We start from the raw sequence: 21,072 nt of genomic DNA, 5'->3' as shown, positions 1-21,072 counted from the left end.
TCTGCTTGCGTCTGTACAGGTAAGTGCTGTCGGCTCGGGGGAGTCCGACGGGGGTTTTCGACTTCAGGGGGACAGCGGTGGGCATTCCATTTCTGGAAGACGTGCTGGGAAGAATCTCCGAAGCGACGCAGGCCGTGCCTCCTGGCGTGGCGGCATTGCCAGTTGTCGGCACTCCCATCGCGAGCGCAATCGCTACATCTGCTCTGGTGCAATCCATAACCGACGACCGCGGCGCGTTCGACGACGAGATGGCTGCTGCGACCGTCGACGCCGATGTGGAGCGCGCACGAGCCTGGGGTGAGCGCGATGCCCTCACCGCCCAGACGTCGTCGCTCGAGTACAGCGAACACGCAATCGTGGACGACGATCCGTTCGATGCGATGTCGCACTCCGAAATCTTCGACCACGTCAACGAGATGAATCCGGCAACCCTGAGTGCGATCGGTGAGGCTTGGAAGGCCATTGCAGGCCGGGTCGAAGCCGGCATCGGGAAGTTCCAGAACGACGTGAACGGTGCGATCACCGAAGGCTGGCAGGGGCGCGGCGGCTCGGCTGCGCTGGAAGCAGTGCTGGCCTACTCGGCTGATGCGGGTGAGCTGAAGGTGCGGGTCGATCTGATCTCGAACAAGATCGAGGAGGCGAAGATCGCACTCGACGAGGCCAAACGCTCGATTCCGGCCCCCGACGGCGCCTCGACGGTCGAGAGGTTTCTCAGCATGGTTCCCGGGGCTACATGGAAGCAGGCCCAATACGAAGCGGAAGAAGCCGAACGTCAAGCGCGCCAGGTGATGAAGGACGTGTATCTGCCGTCCATGAAGCGTGCGGACGATCAGGTGCCGATCCTCCCGGCCGCATTCAATCCGGTCACCGGCGGTGGAGGGGCTGGAAGTGGCGGGGCTGGAAGTGGCGGCGCATTCGGTGGTGGTGGTGCCGACGGCGGGAACTTTTCGGGTCCAGGAAACGGGCTCGGCACGCCATCTACATCGGGTGGCGGAATTGGCGGGGGAGCGGACGGTGGAAACTCCGGCGGGGCAAACCCGCCCGGACACGGTTCCGGTCAGAATCCATCCGGCACCGATTCCGGAAATGGTGACAACCGTAGCGGCGTTGATGCCCAAGGGAATCCGAACGTCGATGCAGTTCGATCCGGAACCGATTCCGACCCGGCCGGGACCACGGCGGCACATGCCGGTCCACTGTCCGCCGGTGCAGCGCCAGATGGCCTAGCTCGTGCAACTCCGAATGGTGCTCAGCTCGGTTCCGGAGTGCCTTCAGGCCTCATGGGTAGCGGTTCGGGTGGTGGTTCCGCAGGTGGAATCGGTACCGGAGGCTTCGGGCCAGGTGGAACCGGAGGTGGCGCTCTCGGCCCTGGCGGCGTGGGCGGCCTCGCCAATGGCGGGCGTGGGGGCGTCAACGGAACTGGCGGTACCTCGGCGACGGGCGCGCAGAGCGGTCGGGGCGCGATGGGTGGCGTCGGCGGCATGGCACCGGGACGAGGGCAAGGGCAAGACGAAGACAACGTTCACGACACCCCCGGCTACCTCGTCACAGTCGAGAACGGCAATGCCCTGGTCGGCGACCTACCGATGGTCTCCCCGGCGGTGCTGGGCGAATGACCACCATGCAGTGGCAGTTCACCGGCCTCGAATTCCAGATTCTCTGGGAAGCGGTCGGACGTGACCGACTCCCGTACCCGCTGCGGTTTCGTCCGACGGCCGAAACCATGAACGAGCTGACAGAAGAGCGACGTCGAGCGGGAGCACACCTGGCTTGGTTGCTCGACGATCGGCTGCATCACGTTCTCGGTGCTCTTGCGAATCCTGATGCTCGCGTTGAGGTTTCCGGTTTTCACGGGCAGAACATGAGTACGGTGACGCGATTGCACGGCGTTGTTGCCGGCGACCTGGGGGTGCTCCTGACTCAACTGCCCGGCAGGACTGTCGACTGTGGCTCCGACGTGGTTTTCACCGTGGTACGCCCATCGGCAATTCCACGGATGCTCGTCGATCACCTGCCGACCTGCCCCGCTGGATCGGAGCGTGGTGTGAGCATCGAAAGGCCGAAAACTTCCGGTAGAGCGAGCTTTCTGAGCAGTGCTGCCGGTGCGCGCGGGAGCGAGGAAGTGAGCAGATTCTTCGGCCGAGAGCGGACCTCGATAGGTGAAGTCACCACATACCCGGGAGGAGCGCTGGACAGCAGACCGACAGACGACGGAATAACGTTCCACTGGTACGACTATGCCGGAGATGGTCGGTACATCGTCACCGCTGGTGAAACCGTAAGTGCCCGTAGCGCTTCCACGGAAATGACGGAGGCCGAGATTGCACGCAATCTCGGCCTCGTCCTGCACCGGGTGATTCGCACTGGTTAGTCAGAACGATTCGAACTAGCTGGTGGTGCGGTGGAACCGACCGGGGCTTGCCTGATCCCTCGGCTTGACGATGATCTGATCGAGGTTCACATGTGACGGCCGCGACGCGACAAAACCGATGATCTCGGCGATGTCCTGCGCCACCAACGGTGTGATTCCCTCGTACACCTTGTCGGCCTTGTCCTGATCGCCCTCGAACCGGACGAGTGAGAACTCCGTCTCGACGGCTCCCGGCGCGATTTCGGTCAGTCGAACGGGCTTGCCCAACAGTTCACCACGCAATGTCCGATGAAGGACGGCTTGAGCGTGCTTGGCGGTGGTGTAGCCCGAGCCGTTGTCGTATGCCTCCAGCGCGGCCACCGAGGTGATGGTCACGACCAGACCGTCACCCGAATCGATCAGCTTGGGCAGCAGTGCCTTCGTCACACGCAACGTGCCCAGAACATTGGTCTCCCACATCCACCGCCAGTCGTCCAGATCCGCGTCCAGGACTGTTGCCAGACCCTTTGCACCACCCGCGTTGTTGACCAACACGTCGACACGTGGGACCACGGCCGCAAACGCGTCGACGGAATCCTCGTCGGTGACGTCGAGTTCGAGAGCGGTACCACCGATTTCCTCGGCGATCTTCTCGAGACGATCGACGCGGCGAGCACCGATCACGACGTGGAATCCCTGAGCTGCCAGGGTGCGGGCGGTGGCCTCACCGATTCCGGAGCTGGCTCCGGTGACTACGGCGATGCGGGCATCGGAAGAAATGGTCATGATGCAATCGTAGGGCTAGTCGGCGGCATACTCTGCTTCCCGTTCGATGGATTCGATGTGACGACGCGGTACTTGTATCCGGCCGGGTGTGTAGGTGACGGCGCGCAGCGCGCCGCTGTACCGGAAGGGACCATGGCGTCGTCGTACCTCCCACGACACAGGTCCCCTGGCGTCGACACCGACCGAGATACCGGTCCACGGCGCCATTCCCACCAGTTGTACTTGCCCGAGCAGCTGGCCCGCGTGAATGCCGTCGACGCTGACGTGGAGATCCCAACGCAACCGCGGTACCACCGTCACCGACAGCTCGATGCGTTCGGTGCCGAGCGCCAGCGGTCCGGCGTCGACAACGGAGTAGGAACCGAACGCGTTGTACCCGAGATGCAGGTGCCCGTCCTCGACGTAGAGAAGGTACCCACCCTGCGGATCGCCATGGGCGACAAGGACACCGGCGTCACCTTCGCGGTAACCGTCGAGTTCGACCGTGATGTCGAAGTCGCGGAACCCGATCAGCTTGGATGAGCGGTAGCGCTCCAGCGGGGGCGTTCCGGCAAGTAGTCGCACCGGGCGTGAGAGTGCTCCTTCCTCCGGACGGCGAACCGCGCCGACGGTATTGCCGAGTAGAGGAAACACGGTGTTCGCCCACGCCGAGTGGTCCCAGGCCTCGGCGAGTTCGCGAACCTTGTCGGGAAACCGTGATGCCAGGTCGTCGAGCTCGGTCGGGTCGGTGCGGACGTCGAACAACTGCCAGTGCGGTTTGTCGATGTCCGCCGGGGTGAGAGCCAGCAGTTTCCAGCCGTCCTTGTAGTAGCCACGGTTGCCGGTCATCTCGGTGTACTGCTCGGTGTGAGTGCTCGGAGCGGCAGACGAACGCAGAACGGACGCGGAAGACACCCCGTCGAACTCTTTCACCGGGAGCCCGTTTCGCACACTGGGTGCGTCGATTCCGGCCAGTTCGAGCAGCGTAGGGGTCAGGTCGGTGACGTACGCGAACTGGTCGCGAATCCCGTTGTCGTCTGCTCCGGGTTTCAATCCAGCGGGCCAGGACAGGAGAAAAGGAACACGGATCCCGCCGGCAAAGGATTGCCCTTTGTAGAACCGGAACGGGGTGTTGGACGTCTGTCCCCATCCACGTGGATAGTGGACGCCCAATTCAGGTCCGCCGATGAGGGATTCGTCGTGGGGGACATCGCCCACCCAGTCCGGATCCTGAATATGCGCGAACTGTGCGAAGTAGCTTCGGGTCCCGTCCGAACCGCCCTCGGCGGTGCCGCCGTTGTCGGAGGTGAAGACGATGATCGTGTTGTCGAGCTCGCCGAGTTCGTCCAGGGTGTCGACGATGCGTCCGACGCTCTGATCGATCGAGTCGACCATCGCCGCGTACACCTCCATGTAGCGGGCGAACCTGGACTGCACTTCCGGCGTGAGTGATTCCCATTCGGGGACGTCGAAGCCGGGTTCGGAGTTTCGCGGTGCTTGTTGCGTACCTTCCGGAAAGAGGCCTTGCACGAGCTGAGAGGCGAACCGCGACTCGCGGATTCGATCCCACCCTTCGTCGTAGCGGCCGCGGTACTTTTCCTGGTCGGCAGGCTTGGCCTGCAACGGTCCGTGCATGGCGACGTGTGCGAAGTAGAGGAAGAACGGCTTGTCCTGATCGTGGGCGCGGAGGTCCTTGATGTACCCGACCGCTTTGTCGGTCAGATCGTCGGTGAGGTAGTACCCCTCGGGGTACTCGTCCACGTCGACCACAGAATTGTCGGAGATCAGTTGATTGGGATAGTAGAAGGAGTTGAGGCCTTCGAGTGAGCCGTAGTAGCGATCGAAACCGCGCTGCGTCGGCCAGGAGTCACGACTTCGTCCCGGGGCTAGGTTGGCGTCGCGTACGAGGTGCCACTTGCCGACGGCATAGGTCGCATAGCCCGCGCCGCGGAGGATTTCGGGGAGTGTCTGGACGTCGTCGGCCAATTCCAGACGCAGTCCGGGGTAGCCCGGATCGGCGTTGGCGACAAAACCGTACCCGGCGCGGTGCGGATTCAGGCCGGTGAGAAGAGCTGCGCGCGACGGCGAGCAGAGGGGCGTCGTGTGATAGTTGGTCATCCGAATGCCCTGCGCGGCAAGGCGGTCGAGGGTGGGAGTCTCGATCTCGGAGCCGAACGGCCCGATGTCGCTGTACCCCATGTCGTCGATCAGAACCAAGACGATGTTGGGTGATCCGGGAATCGGGGTCGTGGAGGTGGGCCACGACGGGGTCGAATCGGCTGCGGTGCGGCCGATTCGACCCTCGAAGCCTTCGTATCCGCGGGCGTGCGGAGGAGGGGCGGAATCCGATGAAGTCATGGGAGAGTCGAGGCGCCTTCGATGATCGAGTATTCGGAAGCGTCGCCGGCGATGCTGCGGCTTCGTTCCCCGTGGATGTTGACCGGGATGTCGCCGGCAAGGGTGATGCGCTCCAGCCGCCGGTACTGATCGTCGTAGTCGGCGATCGCGTAGTGCTGGGTGGCGCGGTTGTCCCAGATCGCGACGTCACCCGCTTCCCAGTTCCACCGCGTCGTGTACTCGAGCTTGATGGCGTGATCCTGCAAGAGCTTGAATACACCGTTCGACTGTTCGGTGCTCAACCCGACGAAGTTCTTGACAAAATGTCCGAGGACGAGCGTGCGTTCTCCGGTTTCGGGGTGGACCCGCACCACCGGGTGTTCCGTCTCGAAGTACGTGGACTGGAACTCCTCGCGGTAGGCGGCCGTGCGATCTTCGGTGAGCCGCTCGGCGCTGGTTGCCGCATAGTCGTAGACGTTCGTGTGGCGAGCCCAGAGGTTCTCCGCGAGCGCCTTGAGCGGATCCGGCAGTCCGTTGTAGGCGGCTACCCCTGACGCCCACGTCGTGGAACCGCCGTATTCGGGTAGCTGCACCGCGCGCAGGATCGAAGCCTTGGGGATGCGGTCGACGAAGGTGACGTCGGTGTGCCAGCTGTTGGCCTTGCCCAGGTCCGAGTCGATGGGCAGAACTTTTGCGCCGTGCGACTTCACGGTGGGGTGGGCAGTGGTCGGGGTACCCAGCAGTTGGGCGAACTCGTACTGCGAATCGTTGTCGAGGTGGTCTTGCCCGCGAAAGAAGATCACCTTGTGTTCGAGAAGTGCTTGCCGGATGAGGGAAATCGTCGCCGGGTCGAGATGCCCGCCGAGAGTGATTCCGTCGATTCGGGCGCCGATATGCGCGCCGAGGGTGGTGACAGTGCCGCGAGCGGCGTCAACGGCCGCTCCGTTCGTTGATGCCGAATTCGTGAGGGTCGGCTTGGCGAAAGCTGTAGACATGGTGCACCTTTCGTGGGGAGTGTGCCCACCCAAACACGCGAGATTTCGCCCCGACAGGGTTGCGTTCAGTGTGATCGTTACCGCACCTGATTTGTGAATCTCGGTGAAGCTGCTACTTTTGGAGCCATGTCGACCGACCAGCCTGCCGCTTTGCGGGTCACCTATGTGACCGCTGCGCTTGGTTCGCGTCTGCCTCTGGCGCGAGAGCTGTGTTGTCGCCGCCGTTCTTTCTGCAGCTAATTTCTGCGCCTTTTCTGTCTATTTCTTCGTGTGAACAGTGGAAACGCTGATTTCTCGGTCGACAGAGATATGCGCCTTCTCCTCCTTCTGCAAGGGACAGCCATGTCGACACCCACAATCTCCGCCATTCCGAACATCCGATCGCGAACCGCGCTCTCGGGAACCCGGACCCGTACCCAGATAGTTGCGCCCGAACTACGCATCGCCGACGGTCCGTCCGCGACTGTGTTGCGCATTGCTCGATCCCGTGGGCCGCTCTCACGTGACACTGCGGCAAAGGCATCAGGGCTGAGCATCGCCACCGTGAACCGGCAGGTCACGAGCCTGCTGGACCTCGGGATCCTGCGCGAACGCGCGGACCTGACGGCCTCCGGAGCAATCGGGCGTCCGCGAGTTCCGTTCGAGGTCAACCACGAGCCTTATCTGACAGTCGGCATCCACATCGGTGCCGTCGTCACCAGCATCATTGCCAGCGACATTCGAGGAAAGGTGCTCGGCGCCGTCGAGATTCCGACGCCTGCCACCAATTCTGCTGTCGCGCTTGCCACGATTGCGCGCTCGGCCAAATCCTTTGCCTCGCGGTGGCACAAGCGTCGTCCGCTCGCCGTCGGCGTGGCCATCGGCGGTCGCGTCGATTCAGCGACCGGAGTCGTCGATCACCCGCGTCTGGGATGGAAGGGCGCCAAGGTCGGGTCCATCATCGGAGCCGGCTTGGATCTCCCTGTATCGGTAGCCGCCCACGTCGAGGCGATGGCTGCGTCGGAACTTCTGCTCAGCACCGATCGTGCCGAAGCCCCGACGCCGGGCACTACCGGCTTGTACTTCTACGCTCGTGAAACTGCCGGCATCGCAATCACTTTCGAAGGGCGAGTACACACGCCGTCCAGCGGACCCGGTTCGATCGCGCACCTCCCCACCGGTTCGTCCGCACGGTGCACCTGCGGAGCCGTGGGTTGCCTTGAAGCGACGATCAGTGACCGCGCCGTAGTCGCGCAGGCTTTGTCTTCGGGCGCCGTGATCCAGGGCAGCGAGCGTGTCACGATCGCGGACGTCTACCGGGCAGCGTCGTCGGGTTCCATTCCGGCACACGAGCTTCTGGTTGATCGAGCACGCGTCCTCGGCCGGACAGTGGCGATGCTGCGTGACCTGTTCAACCCGGATCGGGTGATTCTGGGTGGTCAGGCATTCACCGACTATCCGGCCGGGGTGCCCCATGTCGCCGAGGCCTTCTCGACGGCATCCTCCTTGGAGCGTAAGGACATTCGAATTACCGGTTTCGGCAATCGGGTTCAGGAATACGCTTCCACGGTCGTGTCACTGAGCTCGCTGTTCGCCGATCCGGCGGCGGCCATGCGGCGTGCGTCGGCCGTCTGACTGCGAAGAGGGCAGTCAGAGTTCTGGTCGATCGAGCACCCGCAACCACGAACCGTCGGGCTGGCGGCGCGCCACCTGTGTGCGTCCGCCGGTTCCGTCGGAAGGTTTGGTCGAGGTCATGGCGAGGTCGTCGCTGATCACCGTTGGTAGGGCTTCCTCGACGGTGAATCTCGGTGCAGCTGCCAGCATCTGAGAGATCACCTCGCGGATGGCTTGGCGGCCCACGGTGAGTGATCCGGGCGGGAAGGCCATCACCGCATCCTCCTCGTAGAGTGCGGCGACGGCGTCTGCGTCACCAGCGTTGGCGAACTGCACAAAAAGCTTCGCGATGTCTTCCGGGGTTCCGGCCTTCTGAACGTCATCTGTTGTTGTCATGCTTCCATCGTTCTACCGCACAGGTGATAAGTCCAAGATCTAGTTTGTCTCGCAGCTAGAATCAACAGTTATGGAACTTCGGCAGCTCGAATATTTTGTCACGGTAGTGGAGGAAGCCAACTTCACTCGCGCCGCCGAGCGGCTTCACGTAGCCCAACCGGGTGTGAGTGCGCAGGTCAAACGGCTGGAACGTGAGTTGGGGCAGGAATTGCTCGATCGTAGTGGTCGAACCGTTTGTCTGACCGACGCCGGGCGAGCTGTCCTCCCGCACGCCTACGCTGCACTCGCTTCCGTTCAGAGCACCCGCGACGCTGTCGATGCCTTGAACGGACTGGTTCGGGGTTCCGTTTCGGTCGGGATGGTTACCGCCTGCGCTTCCGCCGACCTCACAGATCTGCTCAGTCGGTTGCACAACAAACACCCCGGACTGGACATTTCGCTGGCCGAGGACGATTCGCGCAGTTTGCTTGCCGGAGTGTCGGACGGAACCTTCGACATAGCCGTCATCGGGGTGGCGGGCAAGCTGCCGGAAGGGCTCGAATCGAGGGTGATCACCGACGAACGACTGGTGGCCGGAGTGGCGGCGGATCATCCGCTGGCCGAGGTGTCGTCTCTGCCGTTTGCCGAACTCGCGACGCAATCGGTCATCTGTCTGCCGGAGGGAACCGGCATCAGAACGTGTCTGGACTTCGCGTGCGCCGCAGCCGGCACCAAGCCGACGGTTGCGCTCGAGGCAAGCAACCTCGGCATCATCGTTTCATTGGCAGCGCAGGGGCTGGGAATGGCCGTGCTTCCGGAGTCGACAGTGGGGGAGTTGCATCGGATCGATCTCGAACCGGAAGCACGATCTCGGCTGGAATTGGTCTGGCGTTCGTCGGGCGGCAAGAATCCGGCGGCCTCTGCTCTCATCGATCTTGCGAGAGCTGTTCCCGCCGAGTGAGTTCGGCCTGCGCCCGATCCAATCCGCCGTGCTCGAGAGCGGCCAACCGTGACCTGTCCTTCCAGACTATGGTGCCGCGCCGGCGGACGATGACCGACATGGTTCCACCGAGATGCTCGAGCGCTCCTGGCACGTTTCGACGCTCGGCAGGTATCGGAACAGGAAGAATATGTGCGTCGGCGATGGGCGCGGTCCCGTCGATGTCGACGCTCCACTTCCGGCTGTAGCCGCGAAGAGTCCAGCGATCGTCGGACACCGTCGTCTCCACCTGTGACGTCAGCGGATTACCCAGCCGCAATACCGTTCCGTCCGGTAGCGCGGCAACGACGGCGGTGACTTCGGTGCGCAGAGGTCCGGCGCTGACCTGGCCGCCGGCAAACGCCACGCAGGCTCGAGGATCGGTGAACCCCTGTGCCTGTCCCCACCACCAGGATTCCGGGAATCCTCCCTTTCCCCAGTTCTTCTCGCCGTACACCTGTGCCCCGGTGAGATCCCAGCTCTGTCCGTCGATGACGGCGCTTCCCTCGACCCGGCCGCCGAGCAGCCACGGATGCCAGTATTGATTGAGTGCGGGAACTGATTGGAAGTAACTCGACCCCCCGAAGCGGCGGTGCGGCCAGAATCGCTGATTGCTGATCCGCACGTCGAGATGGCTGTCGCCGAAATCGACCTGCAGTCGATCGGCATTGCCGCGGAAAGCGTTGTCGGCGTAGGCCCCCAGGATGCGGGGATCGGCCGATCCGCTCGGGTGCTCAGCAGTACGGAGGAATCCGCCTGGATGTGCCGCGAGACCGAGCGTCGACCAGTTGCCGCCGTCGGACTTGTTGATTCCGGCGAGCGCAATCACCACCCGCCCGCTCTCTGGCATCGTGAATCGCCAGAAGTAACCCTCCATCGCAACGTCATGGGAGGCAAGCAGATTGCCGTACGGCAGGGTGCCACCCGAGGCGCGGTACGCGGGACGCTTCACGGTCCCAATACTGCCTGTGATGCGGTGACCTGAGCGACGAGGCGGCCCTCGTCGTCACGAATCTCGGTCACGACCGCGATGGTGCTGCGTCCCGCGTGCAATGGACGGGCAGTTGCGGTGACCGTGCCCTTGCGCACGCCGCGAGTGAAGACGGTCGACGAACTGGTGGTGGACGTACTTGCGCCGGGCGGCAGATTGAGGAATGCACAGACGGCGCCGACGCTGTCTGCCAGCGTCATCAAGGCGCCGCCGTGCATTCCGTTGCCGGCGGTGGTGCGGTGGCTGTCCCAATCCAGATGGCCGACAACCTGTTCGGGTGCCGCGCTGTCCAACTGAATTCCGGTGTGAACTGCAAAAGGCATGCTCGCGACAAGTTGTTCGAGGTCCATGCCTACCGATGTTAACGAGCCGCCGAAACCTCCGTCGGGACTTCGGTTTATCGAGGGCGGTGACTCACAGGGGCAGGGCGGTTTCCGACAGCCCTTCCGGCGCGTTGCGACGACGGAACCACTCGGTGCCGAATGCCGCGGCGAGCTGCTCCGTCGGCATTTCGAGGAACGGGCCGAAATCGCCGACCTGCGTTGCGTGCGCGTACATGGCCGCGCGCTTGGACGAGATCACCGAACTGACGTCGACCGCGGTGGTGAGTTGGTCAGCCGGAAGCCCGAACGATTCGATGTCCGGCGGCTGCGCCTCCTCGGTCCACTCGGGGTTGGCCTGCATCAGCATCTTCATGTGATCGCGGTTGGTGGACGCCTCGTAGACGAACGGCGTGCCCGCGAGTTCTGCAGCACGAACGCCGACGTGGTGGACCTGGATGTGATCCGGGTGGCCGTATCCGCCGTTGGGGTCGTAGATGGTCAGGACATCGGCGTTCTCTTCACGAAGAACCTCGGCCAGACGCTCGGCGGCCTTCTCGACGTCGACGTTGCAGAACGCTTCCGGATTCTCGTTCTCGGGCGTACCCACCATCCCCGAATCCGGGTAGTGCAGGGACACGACGCGACTGGCACCCAACGCGTCGGTGGACGCCTCGAGCTCACGGCTGCGGCGCTGAGCCAACGTCTCGTATTCGTCCAACAGTCCGTCGGGGAATTCACCGAGAGCACCGTCGGTAGCGGTGACGACTACGACGCGGTGACCTGCGTCGGCGGCCATTCTCATCACGCCGCCCGTAGTGAAAACTTCGTCATCGGGATGGGCGTGGAAACACACCAGGACACTCATTCGCGCAATCGTAAGGCAAGTTACCGACAGGTCAACCCGAGCGCACAGTGAAAACGATTTGTCGAGTCGGCCTCGGCTCTGTGAACCTTGTTCAGTGCACGAGAAGCTGACATGAGCGAATCCACCAACAAAGGCCTGCTGAGCGCCTACCGCGAGATCTTTGCCGCCCCCGGATCGGTCGCCTTCTCGGCCGCCGGATTTGTCGCAAGGCTGCCGATCGCCATGATCGGTATCGGAATCGTGACGATGATCTCGCAACTTCGTGGTGACTACGCGCTCGCCGGCGCGCTCGCCGCGGTTTTTGCGCTCTCGTCGGCGATCATCGCGCCCGCGGTCTCGCGTGCGGTCGACCGCTTCGGACAGCGAGCGGTCCTGCCGATTGCCGCAGCCGTGAGCGTCACCGCGATCGGGGCGCTCCTGCTCGCAGTCCGGATGGAAGCTCCCGACTGGCTGCTGTTCGTTCTGGTCGTCCCCGGCGGCGCCACTCCGACGATCGGCGCGATGATTCGCGCCAGGTGGGTGGCGATCTATGTCGGAAAACCTCAGCTGCGCACCGCCTTCGCCTTCGAATCGGTGGTGGACGAGCTCTGCTTCGTGGCGGGCCCGGTCATATCGGTAGGTCTGAGCATCGGGCTCTTCCCCGAGGCTGGACCACTGGCAGGGTTGATCCTGCTGGTCACCGGAACCCTGCTGCTGGTCATACAGCGCGGAACCGAACCGAAGGTGCATCCGCGTCGACCCGGCCGCGGACGATCGGTTCTCGGTAACCACGTGATGTGGATCGTCATCGTGATCATGGTGATGCTCGGAACGATCTTCGGCGTCATCGACGTCGGCGCCATCGCGTTCACCAAGGAACAGAATTCGCCGGGGTCGGCGACGCTGGTCCTCGCGCTGTTCGCCGGCGGTTCGGGAATCGCGGGACTGATCTTCGGGTCGATGCACCCGGCGCGATCGCTGCGCGGGCAGTTGATGATCGCGTCCTCGGCGGTCGCCGTTCTCAGCGTCCCGCTTCTGTTGGTCGGAAACGTGGCCGCACTTGCGGGTGCCTACGTGCTGGCGGGCGCGACCATCGCACCGACGCTCATCATCGCGACAGCCCTGGTCGAACAGATCGTCCCACCGGAAAAGCTCACCGAGGGAATGACCCTGACGGTTACCGGCCTCGGCGTCGGCGTGGCGCTCGGGTCTGCGCTGGCCGGACAGCTGATCGATCGCTACGGCGTCCCGTCGGCCTACATGCTCGCCGTCGGCGCCGCAGTCGCAGCCTCTATCGTGACGGCATGTCTATTCGTGAAGCCGTCAGCGTCGACGGCACGTCCATCGTCTATCGAGTAACCGGAAATTCGGCGGGGACCCCGCTGGTGTTGCTGCACGGCTGGGCTCAGTCCTCGCAGTGCTGGGGCGAGCAGGTCCTCGCGGACCTGGCCGCGGACTATCGGCTGATCGCCGTCGATCTGCGCGGCCACGGTTACTCCGATGCGCCCGAATCCGGATACGACGATTCCGCGAACTGGGCCGGCGACGTCGCGGCTGTTCTTGCGGCCGAAGGCGTCACCGAGAACGCGATCCTGCTCGGCTGGTCGTACGGCGGTCTGGTGATCTGCGATTACCTGGCAGCGCACGGCACCGGCGCGGTGGCGGGTGCGGTTCTGGTCGGGGCGATCACCAGCATCGGGCGCGGCGAAAAAGGTGGCAAGGTCGGCTCCGCGATGCGTAGCGCAGTTCCCGGCGCGATGTCCGAAGATCCCCGCGAGGCGATCCGTGCACTCGGCGCCTTCGGCAATGCTCTCACCGGCCCACCCGAGGGCAAGGGTGCAGCCTCGCAGGCCTTGTTCGGGTACAGCCTCTCGACGCGTCCGCGGGTGCGCGCAGCACTGTTCAACCGTGCTGTCGGTCACGACGAGTTGCTTCGCAACCTGGATATCCCCGTTCTCGTTCTGCACGGAACCGACGACTCCGTCGTCGACGTGAGCGCAGGTAAGCACGCCGAGGAACTGATTCCCAAGTCCCAGGCGTCGTACTGGGAAGGCTGCAATCACGGCCCGTTCGTGGAGGATCCGACACGATTCGTGTCCGAAGTGCGAACGTTCATCTCGAGCCTCGGTTAGAGTTCGCGCCCGGTGAGGGGGCAGTATGGAGTCGTGACGCCCATGCACATTTCGCGCCCTCGCCGGGTGGCCGTTCTCTCGGTCCACACCTCGCCATTGGCGCAACCCGGCACCGGTGACGCGGGTGGGATGAACGTCTACGTTCTGCAATCCGCCATTCAGCTCGCCAAACGTGGCGTCGAGGTGGAGATATTCACCCGCGCGACGTCCTCGGCCGACGCACCCGTGGTGGACGCCGCTCCCGGAGTGCGGGTTCGGAACATTGCTGCTGGTCCCTTCGAAGGGCTGGACAAGGCGGATCTGCCGACTCAACTGTGTGCCTTCGTCGCAGGAGTTCTGCGGGAGGAAGCGCGCCACGAGCCCGGGTACTACAGCCTGATTCACTCGCACTACTGGTTGTCCGGTCAGGTCGGCTGGCTGGCCCGCGACCGCTGGGGCGTGCCCCTCGTACACACCGCCCACACCCTGGCGGCGGTGAAGAATCTTTCGCTTGCCGAGGGAGACACCCCGGAGCCGGCAGCACGTCAGATCGGCGAGCAGCAAGTAGTCGCCGAGTCCGATCGCCTGGTCGCCAACACCACCGACGAAGCCAAGGCGCTGCACGAGTTGTACGGCGCAGACCCCACGCGTATCGACGTCGTGGCTCCCGGCGCCGATCTCACCCGCTACCGACCGGGCGATCGCGATTCCGCCCGCGCGTCGTTGGGGTTGGACCCGGGCGAGGTCGTCGTGACTTTCGTCGGCCGCATCCAACCTCTGAAAGCACCCGACGTTCTGCTGCGTGCTGCCGCCGAAGTGATCAGCCGTCGCCCCGAGTTGCCGTTGCGCATCCTCGTCGTCGGCGGGCCGTCCGGAACTGGCCTCGCGCGGCCGGACGTGCTGATCGAACTTGCACGCTCACTCGGCATCACCGCGCAGGTGACGTTCTTGCCGCCGCAGGCTCCTGAGCGTCTCGCCGATGTCTACCGTGCCTCGGATCTGGTTGCGGTGCCGAGCTATTCGGAGTCCTTCGGATTGGTCGCCATCGAAGCTCAAGCCTGCGGAACTCCCGTGATCGCCGCCGACGTCGGCGGACTGGGAGTAGCCGTACGCAACGGGGAGACAGGCCTGCTGGTTCAAGGACACCGCACCGAAGACTGGGCCGGCGCCCTCGAATCCTTGGTGACAGCACCGACGCGCTTGGCCGAACTCGCCGCGCAGGCACCGCGTCACGCCGAGAATTTCTCGTGGGAACACACCGCGGACGGTTTGCTCGAGAGCTATCGCAAAGCCGCAGTCAACTACAACAACGGAACCGGTCCCAGCGACTTCTCGCCCCGCCGTGCGCGGGGTCTGTGGCGTCTGCGCCGGACCGGGGGAGTGCGTACATGAGCAGCATTTCGGACACCATCGAGCAGGCTCTCACCGAGCGCGAACTCGACTTCACCAGAAAAGACGACGCGCATTTCATCGTCGAACTTCCCGGTGAACACAAACTCAAGACGTCGACACTGCTCACCGTCGGCAATCACGGTGTGCGGGTCGAGGCCTTCGTGTGCCGCAAGGTGGACGAGAACTTCGAAGGCGTCTACAAGTTCCTGCTCAAGCGCAACCGTCGTCTGTACGGGGTGGCGTACACACTCGACAAGGTCGGGGACATCTACCTCGTCGGCAAGATCGCGGGGCATGCGGTGACCGGCGATGAACTCGACCGAGTGCTCGGTCAGGTTCTCGAAGCCGCCGACGGCGATTTCAACGTCATCCTCGAACTCGGCTTCTCCTCGTCCATCAAGCGTGAGTGGGCGTGGCGGGTGTCGCGAGGCGAGTCGCTGGCGAATCTCGAACCGTTCAAGCACCTCATCGAGGAGGAGCCCGCGCAGAGCTGATCGAGCGGGGTGAGACACATCGCGGATGTGTCACGTAAAGTGACCTTTACTTGTGACTGTCGTCACGGAATAATACTGTTCCCGTGAGTCACAGTAAGTTGGTCACACCACCCCGCCGCGCAACTTTTCGAGGAGCACAGTGAGCTTCAAGAGTCCGTTCCCCGACGTTGAAATCCCCAACCTCAGCGTCTACGACTTCCTGTTCGGAAACACCGACCCCGCAGACCTCGACAAGACGGCATTCGTCGAGGGCAGTTCGGGCGCAGTCACCACATACGCTTCGCTGATCGCACAGATCAACGGCGTTGCAGGCGCTCTCGCAGCGCGCGGACTCAGCGTCGGCGACGTGGTCGGGCTGCATTCGCCCAACGTCCCGGCCTTCGGTTCCGTCTTCCACGGCATCCTTCGTGCCGGTGGCGTCGCGACCACGATCAACGCGCTCTACACCGCCGAGGACATCGCCAAGCAGCTCACCGATTCCAAGGCCAAGTTCCTCTTCACCGTCTCGCCGCTCCTGCCGCAGGCAAAGGCCGCTGCTGACCTGGTCGGTATCCCGGCTGAGAACGTCTTCGTGCTCGACGGGGCCGAAGGCCACCTCTCGCTGCGTGATCTGCTCGGCGAGGGCGCAGCGGCGCCCGAGGTCTCCTTCGATCCGGCCACCCAGCTCGCGGTGCTGCCGTACTCCTCGGGTACCACCGGCCGACCCAAGGGGGTCATGCTCACCCATCGGAACCTCGTGGCCAACGTCTGCCAGATCATTCCGCGGATGGGCATCGAGACCGACGACAAGATTCTCGCGGTCCTGCCGTTCTTCCACATCTACGGCATGACTGTCCTGCTCAACGCTGCGCTCTATCGCCGCGCGAGCCTCATCACGATGCCGAAGTTCGATCTCGTCGAGTTTCTGCGGATCGTCGCCGAGCAGAAGTCGACGTACATCTTCGTCGCACCGCCCGTTGCCGTCGCGCTGGCCAAGCACCCGCTCGTCGATCAGTACGACCTCTCGAGCGTGCACACCATCTTCTCCGGTGCGGCCCCGCTCGACGCGGCGCTCGGCAAGGCCGTCGCCGACCGGTTGAACTGCCACGTCCGCCAGGGCTACGGCATGTCCGAGATGAGCCCGGTCTCGCACGCGATCCCTTTCGATCGTGACGACATCGCCCTCGACACGTGCGGTCCGACCATCGCCAACATGGAATGCAAGCTCGTCGACCCCGGAACGGGCGAAGAGGTCGCGTACCCGGCTCTCGGCTCGGACGGCGTCAGCGAGCCCGGCGAACTGTGGTGCAAGGGCCCGAACATCATGCTCGGCTACCTCGGCAACGACCAGGCCACCAAGGACACCCTCGACGACGACGGTTACCTGCACACCGGTGACATCGCGACCGTCGACGGCGACGGCGTCGTCAAGATCGTCGACCGCCTCAAGGAACTGATCAAGTACAAGGGCTACCAGGTTCCCCCGGCGGAACTCGAGGCCTTGCTGCTGACCCACCCGCAGATCGCCGACGCCGCAGTGATCGGCGTGCTCGACGCCGAGGGCGAAGAGGTTCCGAAGGCATTCGTCGTGCTCCAGGACGGCGCCGAGTTGACCGAAGACGACGTGATCTCGTTCGTCGCCGAGCGCGTCTCGCCGCACAAGAAGGTTCGCCAGGTTTCGTTCATCAGCACCGTGCCGAAATCCGCGGCCGGAAAGATCCTCCGCAAGGATCTGCGAACTGCGGAAGTAGCCCCGAGCTGATTTCCGGACAGGGTTGATCAAGAAGGGTTCCGGTACTCGTGCCAGGATGAACGCCATGAGTATCGGAACCCTGGTCCTGCTCCGCCACGGCGAGAGCGAATGGAATGCACTCAATCTGTTCACCGGCTGGGTGGACGTACACCTGACAGACAAGGGCATGGCCGAGGGCAAGCGCGCCGGCGAACTGCTCGCCGAGCACAACCTGTTGCCCGACGTTCTCTACACGTCTCTGCTGCGCCGCGCGATCAGCACCGCAAACCTCGCGCTCGATGCCGCCGATCGCCACTGGATCCCCGTGGTCCGCGACTGGCGCCTCAACGAGCGTCACTACGGCGCTCTGCAGGGCAAGAACAAGGCGCAGACCAAGGAGGAGTACGGAAACGAGCAGTTCATGCTCTGGCGTCGTAGCTACGACACCCCGCCGCCCGCCATCGAAGCCGGCAGCGAGTACAGCCAGGACACCGATCCCCGGTACGCGAACCTCGACGAGGTTCCCTTGACCGAGTGCCTGCTCGACGTCGTCAAGCGTCTGATCCCGTACTGGGAGGACACCATCTCCCAGGAGCTGCTCGCCGGTCGGAACGTGCTGGTCACCGCGCACGGCAACTCGCTGCGTGCGTTGGTCAAGCACCTCGACGGCATCTCGGACGAGGACATCGCGGGCCTGAACATCCCGACCGGAATCCCGCTGCGTTACGACCTCGACGAGAACCTGAAGCCGCTCAATCCCGGCGGCACCTACCTGGATCCGGAGGCCGCAGCTGCCGGCGCCGCCGCGGTGGCGAATCAGGGCGGAAAGTAGCAACCCGATGATGTGCGTCGAGGCCCCCCGAACAGTGATTTCGGGGGGCCTCGGCCAACAGCAGATGAACGACGAACCAACGCCGTCCACCTGGCGGATTACACGGGTGGGAACGTCCGAACCCGCCGTAACCGACTCTTCGCGCGAACGTACGATTGCGCCGTGAGTGTCGTGATTGCAGTGCTGCTGGTCGTGGTCGCCGGCTTGGTCGGCTACCTCGTCGGCGGGGTGCTGGTACCCAGGCTGTCGTCGCGCCAGAGTCAGCGCTCGGACGAACAGACCGGGCTCACGATGTCCCAGGTTCTCGACCTCATCGTGTTGGCTTCGGAAAGCGGTATCGCCGTCGTCGACGGTTTTCACGACGTCGTGCTCTTCAATCCTCGCGCCGAGGAACTCGGTCTCGTCAAGAATCGTCTGGTCGACGAGCGAGCTTGGCGGGCTGCTCAGGAAGTTCTGCGGACGGGTCAACCTGTCGAGGTCGATCTGACGGCGCAGACCGCTCAGCGGGGCCGCGACAAGATCGCGGTACGTGGCACGGCCCGGTTGCTCAGCAAGGACGATCGCAACTTCGTGGTCCTGTTCGCCGACGACGATTCCGAGCAGGTCCGCATGGAGGCGACCCGACGCGATTTCGTCGCGAACGTCAGCCACGAACTCAAGACGCCGGTCGGTGCGATGAGTTTGCTTGCCGAGGCACTGCTCGAGTCCGCTGACGACCCGGAATCGGTGCGCCACTTCGGCGAACGGGTGCTCGGTGAGTCGATTCGTCTGGGCAAGATGGTCACCGAGTTGATCGCACTCTCGCGTCTGCAAGGTGCCGAGAAGCTGCCGGATCTCGACGTGGTCGACGTCGACACCGTGGTGTCCGAAGCACTGTCGAGGTCGAATCTGTCGGCCGAGGCCGCCGGGATCACGGTCACCACCGACCATCCGAGTGGGCTGGAAGTACTCGGGGATCAGACTCTCCTCGTCACGGCATTGTCCAACCTCATCGAGAACGCTATTGCGTACTCGCCCAAGGGTTCTCCGGTTTCCGTCAGTCGGTCGGTACGCGGCGACAATGTCGCGATCGCAGTCACCGACCGAGGAGAAGGCATCGCGAAAGCGGACCAGGAGCGAGTGTTCGAGAGATTCTTCCGCGTGGACAAGGCGCGGTCACGGCAGACCGGTGGAACCGGTCTGGGGCTGGCGATCGTCAAACACGTCGCGGCCAATCACAACGGCTCCATCGAACTGTGGAGCAAACCGGGTACAGGGTCTACCTTCACGTTGCAGATACCGGCACACGTGGAGTCGGACGACGACATCGACTCTGACGACGCGGGAACCGCCGGTTCCACGCGGATCGGCAGACGAGAACAAGGCAGTAGAGAAAACGGCATGGAGGCCAAACGATGACGAGTGTGCTGATCGTGGAGGACGAGGAGTCCTTGGCGGACCCGCTGGCGTTCCTGCTCCGCAAGGAAGGCTTCGAGACCACCATCGTCAACGACGGACCGTCGGCGTTGGCGGAATTCGATCGCTCCGGAGCGGACATCGTCCTGCTCGACCTCATGCTGCCCGGCATGAGTGGCACGGACGTCTGCAAGGCGCTGCGGTCGCGCTCCGGCGTCCCCGTCATCATGGTGACGGCGCGTGACAGTGAGGTCGACAAGGTCGTCGGACTGGAACTCGGTGCGGACGACTATGTGACCAAACCGTATTCGGCGCGTGAGCTGATCGCTCGCATCCGTGCGGTGCTGCGCCGCGGGGTGGAGAACGAGGCGGACCTCGCCTCCGACAACGGGGTGCTCGAGGCCGGACCGGTACGGATGGACGTCGAGCGCCACGTCGTGCAGGTCGCGGGTAACCCGGTGACGTTGCCGCTCAAGGAGTTCGATCTCCTCGAGTACCTGCTCCGCAACTCCGGTCGGGTGCTGACCCGCGGACAGTTGATCGACCGCGTCTGGGGCGCCGACTACGTCGGTGACACCAAAACCCTTGACGTACACGTGAAGCGGTTGCGTTCGAAGATCGAATCGGATCCGGCCAAGCCGGAACATCTGGTCACGGTCCGTGGATTGGGTTACAAGCTCGAAGCGTGATCGAACCTCGTCGAGAAGAAATGTCGAGAAGAAATGTCGAGAAGAATTCAGCCGCTCACACGATCGTGTGAGCGGCTGAATTCTTTTTGTTCAGGCGGAGTCAGCCCTGAGCTTTGTTCTGAGCGATCGTGGTCGCCGGATGGACTGCGATGAGGCCGAGGCCCGCGCGACGCCTGCAGAGGCGAGCCAGCTCGTCGTACGCGCGCTTTCCGAGAAGTTCCGTCAACTCGGGCCCGTAGGACTGCCAGACCTGCCGCTCCCCGACATGAGCGTCGGGGGAGCCGGAGCAGTACCAGGCGAGGTCGTCGCCGCCCTCACCCCAGCCGCGGCGGTCGTACTCGGTGATCGTGGTCTTGAGGATCTGGACGCCGTCCGGCCGGTCGACCCAGTCCTGGGTGCGGCGGATCGGTAGCTGCCAGCACACGTCCGGTTTCACCTCGAGCGGCTCGATGCCTTTCTTGAGCGCCATGGAATGCAGAGCGCAGCCCTCGCCTCCGGCAAAACCCGGCCGGTTGAGGAAGATGCACGCTCCTTTGTAGCGGCGGGTGCGCAGCGCGGGCTCGTCCTCGAGGTCGTCTTCTTCGACGTAGCCCTTCTTGCCGAGACCCTTTTCCATGAACTGCCAGTCTTCGGCTGTGAGCATTTTCACTGACGCATCGAGCTTGTCCTGATCTTCCTGATCGGAGAGGAAAGCGCCGTGCGAGCAGCAACCGTCGTCCGGGCGGTCTCCGATGATGCCCTGACACGCCGGCGTGCCGAACACGCAGGTCCAATGCGAGAGCAACCACGTCATATCAGCGGAAATGAGGTGTTCGGAGTTATCCGGATCGACAAATTCGACCCATTCGCGCGGGAAATCGAGATCGACCTCGGGGCTCGGAGTCATCTTGTGGGAC

20 protein-coding genes are annotated in these 21,072 nt (G+C 63.8%); 12 read left to right on the top strand and 8 right to left on the bottom strand.

What is annotated here, in order from left to right:
• The first annotated feature begins 77 nt into the window (after window positions 1-77).
• Together AC1Q6C_RS17605 and AC1Q6C_RS17600 are read left to right on the top strand one after the other, a co-directional pair.
• Window positions 78-1,616: a hypothetical protein gene (locus AC1Q6C_RS17605; protein WP_081557550.1), complete on the top strand. Its 1,539-nt coding sequence runs from the start codon at window positions 78-80 to the stop codon at window positions 1,614-1,616.
• On the top strand, window positions 1,613-2,371 hold the full coding sequence (locus AC1Q6C_RS17600) for an ESX secretion-associated protein EspG (protein WP_003941991.1): 759 nt from the start codon (window positions 1,613-1,615) through the stop codon (window positions 2,369-2,371). Before AC1Q6C_RS17605 ends, AC1Q6C_RS17600 begins: the two co-directional genes overlap by 4 nt.
• A 15-nt stretch (window positions 2,372-2,386) precedes the next feature.
• Here AC1Q6C_RS17600 and AC1Q6C_RS17595 read toward each other — a convergent pair whose 3' ends face one another.
• The 3 genes from AC1Q6C_RS17595 to AC1Q6C_RS17585 are packed head-to-tail and all read right to left on the bottom strand — an operon-like array spanning window position 2,387 to window position 6,447.
• A complete protein-coding gene (locus AC1Q6C_RS17595) occupies window positions 2,387-3,136 on the bottom strand; it encodes an SDR family NAD(P)-dependent oxidoreductase (protein ID WP_003942076.1) in 750 nt (249 codons plus the stop codon).
• A 15-nt stretch (window positions 3,137-3,151) separates the two neighbouring features.
• Window positions 3,152-5,473 (bottom strand): arylsulfatase, encoded by a 2,322-nt coding sequence (locus tag AC1Q6C_RS17590; protein WP_492666718.1) that lies wholly within the window; start codon window positions 5,471-5,473, stop codon window positions 3,152-3,154.
• The gene (locus AC1Q6C_RS17585) at window positions 5,470-6,447 is read right to left on the bottom strand and encodes a TauD/TfdA dioxygenase family protein (protein ID WP_042452972.1); all 978 of its coding nucleotides are present in this window, start codon (window positions 6,445-6,447) and stop codon (window positions 5,470-5,472) included. Before AC1Q6C_RS17585 ends, AC1Q6C_RS17590 begins: the two co-directional genes overlap by 4 nt.
• A 342-nt stretch (window positions 6,448-6,789) precedes the next feature.
• Here AC1Q6C_RS17585 and AC1Q6C_RS17580 point away from each other — a divergent pair, with 342 nt between their 5' ends.
• Window positions 6,790-8,061 carry an ROK family transcriptional regulator gene (locus AC1Q6C_RS17580; protein ID WP_074447122.1) on the top strand — a complete coding sequence of 424 codons (1,272 nt, stop codon included), beginning with the start codon at window positions 6,790-6,792 and terminating at the stop codon, window positions 8,059-8,061.
• A 15-nt stretch (window positions 8,062-8,076) separates the two neighbouring features.
• On the opposite strand, the gene AC1Q6C_RS17575 is transcribed toward AC1Q6C_RS17580, so the two are convergent.
• Window positions 8,077-8,436, bottom strand: a complete 360-nt coding sequence (locus tag AC1Q6C_RS17575) for a YybH family protein (RefSeq protein ID WP_054782316.1) — start codon at window positions 8,434-8,436, stop codon at window positions 8,077-8,079.
• 70 nt (window positions 8,437-8,506) lie between these two features.
• Here AC1Q6C_RS17575 and AC1Q6C_RS17570 point away from each other — a divergent pair, with 70 nt between their 5' ends.
• A complete protein-coding gene (locus tag AC1Q6C_RS17570; protein ID WP_065352117.1) occupies window positions 8,507-9,376 on the top strand; it encodes a LysR family transcriptional regulator in 870 nt (289 codons plus the stop codon).
• Here the strand turns inward: AC1Q6C_RS17570 and AC1Q6C_RS17565 are convergent.
• The 3 genes from AC1Q6C_RS17565 to AC1Q6C_RS17555 all read right to left on the bottom strand — a co-directional run bounded on the left by AC1Q6C_RS17565 (window position 9,342) and on the right by AC1Q6C_RS17555 (window position 11,573).
• On the bottom strand, window positions 9,342-10,346 hold the full coding sequence (locus AC1Q6C_RS17565; RefSeq protein ID WP_042452981.1) for a tocopherol cyclase family protein: 1,005 nt from the start codon (window positions 10,344-10,346) through the stop codon (window positions 9,342-9,344). The two genes, AC1Q6C_RS17570 and AC1Q6C_RS17565, sit on opposite strands and share 35 nt — an antisense overlap.
• A complete protein-coding gene (locus AC1Q6C_RS17560) occupies window positions 10,343-10,735 on the bottom strand; it encodes a PaaI family thioesterase (RefSeq protein WP_042452984.1) in 393 nt (130 codons plus the stop codon). Before AC1Q6C_RS17560 ends, AC1Q6C_RS17565 begins: the two co-directional genes overlap by 4 nt.
• Before the next feature lie 64 nt (window positions 10,736-10,799).
• Complete coding sequence (locus AC1Q6C_RS17555) at window positions 10,800-11,573, bottom strand: PIG-L family deacetylase (protein WP_003942001.1); 774 nt, start codon at window positions 11,571-11,573, stop codon at window positions 10,800-10,802.
• Between the two features lie 111 nt (window positions 11,574-11,684).
• Between AC1Q6C_RS17555 and AC1Q6C_RS17550 the strand changes: the two genes are divergently transcribed.
• The 8 genes from AC1Q6C_RS17550 (at window position 11,685) to AC1Q6C_RS17515 (ending at window position 20,176) form a co-directional block, all read left to right on the top strand.
• On the top strand, window positions 11,685-12,911 hold the full coding sequence (locus AC1Q6C_RS17550; protein WP_003942019.1) for an MFS transporter: 1,227 nt from the start codon (window positions 11,685-11,687) through the stop codon (window positions 12,909-12,911).
• A complete protein-coding gene (locus AC1Q6C_RS17545; RefSeq protein ID WP_042452989.1) occupies window positions 12,857-13,684 on the top strand; it encodes an alpha/beta fold hydrolase in 828 nt (275 codons plus the stop codon). Before AC1Q6C_RS17550 ends, AC1Q6C_RS17545 begins: the two co-directional genes overlap by 55 nt.
• A gap of 42 nt (window positions 13,685-13,726) precedes the next feature.
• Window positions 13,727-15,055, top strand: a complete 1,329-nt coding sequence (mshA, locus tag AC1Q6C_RS17540; protein ID WP_003941843.1) for a D-inositol-3-phosphate glycosyltransferase — start codon at window positions 13,727-13,729, stop codon at window positions 15,053-15,055.
• On the top strand, window positions 15,052-15,549 hold the full coding sequence (locus tag AC1Q6C_RS17535) for a type III secretion system chaperone family protein (protein WP_230359628.1): 498 nt from the start codon (window positions 15,052-15,054) through the stop codon (window positions 15,547-15,549). Before mshA ends, AC1Q6C_RS17535 begins: the two co-directional genes overlap by 4 nt.
• A 139-nt stretch (window positions 15,550-15,688) precedes the next feature.
• The gene (locus AC1Q6C_RS17530; protein WP_230359629.1) at window positions 15,689-17,290 is read left to right on the top strand and encodes an AMP-binding protein; all 1,602 of its coding nucleotides are present in this window, start codon (window positions 15,689-15,691) and stop codon (window positions 17,288-17,290) included.
• Window positions 17,291-17,336: 46 nt separating this feature from the next.
• Window positions 17,337-18,092: a phosphoglyceromutase gene (locus AC1Q6C_RS17525; RefSeq protein WP_003941992.1), complete on the top strand. Its 756-nt coding sequence runs from the start codon at window positions 17,337-17,339 to the stop codon at window positions 18,090-18,092.
• 162 nt (window positions 18,093-18,254) lie between these two features.
• Window positions 18,255-19,490: a sensor histidine kinase gene (locus AC1Q6C_RS17520; RefSeq protein ID WP_003941938.1), complete on the top strand. Its 1,236-nt coding sequence runs from the start codon at window positions 18,255-18,257 to the stop codon at window positions 19,488-19,490.
• Entirely contained in the window at window positions 19,487-20,176 is a 690-nt protein-coding gene (locus AC1Q6C_RS17515; protein WP_492666717.1) for a winged helix-turn-helix domain-containing protein, read from the top strand. Before AC1Q6C_RS17520 ends, AC1Q6C_RS17515 begins: the two co-directional genes overlap by 4 nt.
• A gap of 100 nt (window positions 20,177-20,276) precedes the next feature.
• Here the strand turns inward: AC1Q6C_RS17515 and AC1Q6C_RS17510 are convergent, their stop codons facing one another.
• Entirely contained in the window at window positions 20,277-21,062 is a 786-nt protein-coding gene (locus AC1Q6C_RS17510; protein WP_003941928.1) for a DUF3109 family protein, read from the bottom strand.
• Between the last annotated feature and the right edge of the window lie 10 nt (window positions 21,063-21,072).

The sequence above is a fragment of the Rhodococcus sp. MT28 genome (assembly GCF_058792695.1).
This window is presented reverse-complemented; position numbering and strand designations above follow the sequence as displayed.